Origin of the sequence: Amaricoccus solimangrovi (assembly GCF_006385685.1) — a bacterium.
In the GTDB taxonomy this organism is placed as follows: domain Bacteria; phylum Pseudomonadota; class Alphaproteobacteria; order Rhodobacterales; family Rhodobacteraceae; genus Amaricoccus; species Amaricoccus solimangrovi.
Genome location: NZ_VFRP01000120.1, coordinates 1 through 808 on the forward strand (window position 1 = coordinate 1; position 808 = coordinate 808).

The following is an 808-nucleotide window of genomic DNA, read 5'->3' on the forward strand; positions in this document are numbered from 1 at the left end:
CCATGAATGAGATTAGCGACAGCTCGTCCGGTTCGCCATTGTCCGATGTCACCGGATACGATCCGATCGAGGATCGCCCGCGGGCAAACGTCCGGGCCACGATCGAGGCGATGTTCGAAGAGGAACTGGCCGAGTTTCTCGGCCGCCTGCGCTACGACCGGGACGAAAGCGGGCCAAAGGGCTACCGCCACGGCCACCGGGAGCGGCGGCTCATCGGTACATTCGGCACGGAAACCGTGCGCGTGCCACGGGCGCGGATCGAGGCCGAAGCGGGCAAGGCCACCGAATGGCGCTCGAAGGCGCTGCCGCGCTACAAGCGCTTGACGAAGAAGGCGGAGGCGCTGATCGCAGCGGTCTACCTGGCGGGCACCAACACCCGGCGCGTCAAGCGGGCGCTTTTCGGCCTGTTCGAAGGGGCCGTCAGCAAGGACGTGGTGAGCCGAGCCTGGAGAAAGGTGAAGGTCGACTGGGACGCCTGGTCTGCCCGCGATCTGGCTGGCGAAGATATAGTCCGGCTCATTCTCGACGGCACCGTCATCAGGACCCGGCTGGATCGGAAGGCCACGAACATCTCGGTGCTGGCGGCGATCGGCGTGCGCCGCGACGGGCAGAAGGTGCTGATTTCGATCAGGAACATGGGCGGCGAGAGCACCGCGGCCTGGATCTAGTTCCTGTCCGATCTCGATGCCCGCGGCCCGCGGCGGCCCAAATTCGTGATCGTCGACGGCGCTCCGGGCCTCGAAGCCGCCCTCGTCTCGCTCTGGGGCGAAGACCTGCCCATCCAGTGCTGTACGGTGGGGCTGTTGAA

The 808-nt window shown here is 66.2% G+C and carries 1 pseudogene; it reads left to right on the forward strand.

What is annotated here, in order from left to right:
- Positions 1-2: 2 nt before the first annotated feature.
- Positions 3-808, forward strand: a pseudogene (locus tag FJM51_RS23535) (IS256 family transposase); the annotation flags it as partial.